Here is a 2,965-nt window from a genome sequence, read left to right on the forward strand (position 1 = left end):
CACCCCCAGCGTCCACGATGACGCTGAAACAGCGTCCACGATCAGACTGAAACGCCGTCCACGATCACGCTGAAATCCCGTCCACCATCAGTCTGAAACGCCGTCCACGATGGGCTGAAATACGCAGACTCTCAGGCACCGTGGGCAAAAGCGATAGCGGCCGCGATGCCCTGAAGGGGCGTACATCCATCGGCCGGCGGGCGCGCGTGGTGGCGAAGAATCGGCGTAGATCCGCCCCAGCTCAAGCCCCCGGATCTGTGGAGCTTCAGATCGGACCTTCCTGAAGACAAAGTAGTACGAACGGTCAAAGTCCGCCCTGAAGGTGAAGCCCAGGTAGGCAGCAAGCTCGGCGGCATCGCACCCTTGCAGCGCAGCCACACGCATGAGCCACGAGTTCGGGGCCTCGTGGTCCTGTGCATATGGAACGCCAACGAGCGCGGCCACCCGCGCATCGAAGTGCTTCAGGACCGGAACAGTCCATCGGAACGGGCTGGACGACATGCGGGAGCTTGCCTATCTAGGTCGGGCCAGGACGCAACTACCGCCATGGGCTGCTTGGCATCTCTTCACTGCCGAAGGCCCGCTGGAAGGCCAGCTTCAGTTCCGCGGAGTCCGGCGTGCTCTTGCGGGCATCGACCGTCGCCATCGCAAGCTCCGCCAGGTACTGCTTGAGCCGACGCAGGTTGCCGCGGGCGGTCTTGTGGATCGCCTCCCTGATCTCGCGCGAAGACTGGAGCTGCTTGAAGTTCAAGGCGTCGTTGCTGGGCATCAGCGACTGCACCAGCGATAGCCACGAGTCGTCCAGCGCGAAGTCTCTCAGGACCTCGTTCACTACGCAGCGACTTTGAAGGTACGGGTCGACGTTGCCTAGCTCGGACAACGAGATGCCACCCACGATGCAGACGGCAATTTGCGCTTCGTCCATGATCTCCCGGAAGTACTCGCTGATCGATGTGCCGTCATCGCGCTTTGCCTTGCTGTGGCCGATCATCTGGTGACCTTCATCTACCAGCAGCAGCCGGATCTTCTGACGGCGCAGCGCATCAATCGACAGGGAGCGGCGCGCGTCAAGATTTGCGTTGCTGACCTTGAAAAGCGGATAGTTCAATAGTCCGAGGATCCGCTGAACTACAGCCGCCAGCGAGCGCCCGCGCCGCAGGCGCATGTAGAGCACGCCAGACCCGCGTTCAGCGAGGTCATGCACCGGCAGGGCATCCAAGAAATACCGGCATAGCGTGGTCTTGCCCACGCCGGCGTTGCCGCCGATGACGCCACCCACCGGCTGTCGAAGTTCCTTGCTGAGCAGGAACATGCGGTCGAGACTGCCGACCAGTTCGGTGAATCGGTGGTGCTGTACGACGGCGTTGTCGATCATGGCGCCGTGCCTGAGCGCATTCGCAGAGTACGTCGCCAACCAGCGCTCGCGGGCCTTGCGCCGGCCCACGTCGACTTCCAGTTCTTCCGGCTCCGTGAGATCGAATCCGTAGTCATTCGAACGCATAGGTCTCCATCTCCTTGGGAAGCGTCATCAGTTCGGCCTTGGTGACCGGAATCAGCGGAGTCACGGCATCGGCGGTTTCCGGCTTGCGCGATGCGGCGCCGAGCGTCGATGTGGACGTGAACCCTTCGGCGGCCTTCAGAAAGGCGGACTTCACACGCTTGCCAGAGCGGATCGCGCCGCCCCACATGTCCATGAGTTCCAAACGGCCGCGTGTCAGCGTCTCAGCGGCGTTTCGGAGGGTCAGCTCTTTTTTTTTGACCGCGCGGATCGCCTTGTGCTGGACGACCGACAGACCCTCTGTGTATTCGGGATGGCAAGACGGCACCTGCAGCCAAGTCTTCTGTCGCGGGTCCTGGACCCAGACGTGGTGGAGGTTCTCTGGATTGACCTTGACCTCAGTCCTGAAAGTCAAACCCACCCGACGGCGAAGGTCTTGGAGTTCACGCGAGTTGTATCGGAGGTAGTCTTTGACGACACCTTCGTTGCCCACGGTGAGGGTCTTTGCGCTAGCCATGATGATGTCCAGTTCATTGAAACTGCTTGCCAGTCGAGGTGCCAGTTGCGTGGCCAGGCCTTCGCTGTAGAGGTCATAGGCCCGGTCGAGCCTGCGTTCGTTCACCTCGAAGGGATGAACGTCAACTACGGCCTTCAGAACACCCATACAAAGGGCGCCAAACGTGATGCAGGCGTTCTTCTCAGGACGTTCCGGCAAGTAGTTGTTCAGCGGCTTCTCAACTCGGCCTGCGGCTGGGAGATAGCCGTTGATCTCGCCGATCGTGCGTTCCACAGTCGGCTTGAGCCAGGGCTGCCTCACGGCGCAATGCAACACGTCGGTTGCGAGATGCCAGGCCGCTGCGTGGAAATGGCGGGAATGGAACTCCAGGCCGTTGTCCACGACCATGAGATCCGGGATGCCAAAGGCCAGCCAGCGATGCAGCAGACCGGCGTGCTCCGTGAGGAAATCCTTCGGGCGAATCGCCACCTTGAACGCAGATAGGGCGCTGGCTAGGCCGGCGCTCCAGAAGCTGATGTAGAGGCCGGCGATGTAGCCGCTGTAGCTATCGACAACGACAGTGATCGTCGGGCGCCCCATAGGCAGGCCCGTCACGTCGTGCACGACGACGATGTCGAGGATCGTGTGATCGATCTCGTACCGAGCCAGCACACGCGCTGCATCGATGCCCTCCAAGCTATAGCGCCATCTGTTCTTCGCGTGGGTCGGTCCCCATCGCGCTACGCAGCGATCGAAGGGTGATACCTCAAGGATCAGGCGACGGAGCGTGGCTGTACTAACCACGGCCTCGGCCTCATCGATGCGACCGCGAGCAGCTTGACTGCTAATCTTACTGTGTCAATAAAATCAAGGCATTATGCGGACTTCTTGATTCTTTGGTTGAGGATCGATGAACGTCGCAGACCGCTTTGAGGAATACCTGGAGCATTTGGCTTCGGGGCTGGGACACG

The 2,965-nt window shown here is 60.9% G+C and carries 2 protein-coding genes; both read right to left on the reverse strand.

From position 1 onward, the window contains the following. Positions 1-538 precede the first annotated feature (538 nt). Positions 539-1,501 carry a TniB family NTP-binding protein gene (locus tag ACG0Z3_RS23005; protein WP_394402347.1) on the reverse strand — a complete coding sequence of 321 codons (963 nt, stop codon included), beginning with the start codon at positions 1,499-1,501 and terminating at the stop codon, positions 539-541. Next, the gene (locus ACG0Z3_RS23010) at positions 1,488-2,690 is read right to left on the reverse strand and encodes a Mu transposase C-terminal domain-containing protein (RefSeq protein ID WP_394402350.1); all 1,203 of its coding nucleotides are present in this window, start codon (positions 2,688-2,690) and stop codon (positions 1,488-1,490) included. The genes ACG0Z3_RS23005 and ACG0Z3_RS23010 overlap by 14 nt, the downstream gene beginning before the upstream one ends. Positions 2,691-2,965: the final 275 nt, after the last annotated feature.

Source organism: Pelomonas margarita (assembly GCF_043555875.1).
GTDB lineage: Bacteria > Pseudomonadota > Gammaproteobacteria > Burkholderiales > Burkholderiaceae_C > Pelomonas > Pelomonas margarita.

Bases quoted from the DNA above. Each gene is read 5' to 3' on its own strand.
- ACG0Z3_RS23005 (WP_394402347.1), bottom strand. From the start codon at position 1,501: ATGCGTTCGAATGACTACGGATTCGATCTCACGGAGCCGGAAGAACTG.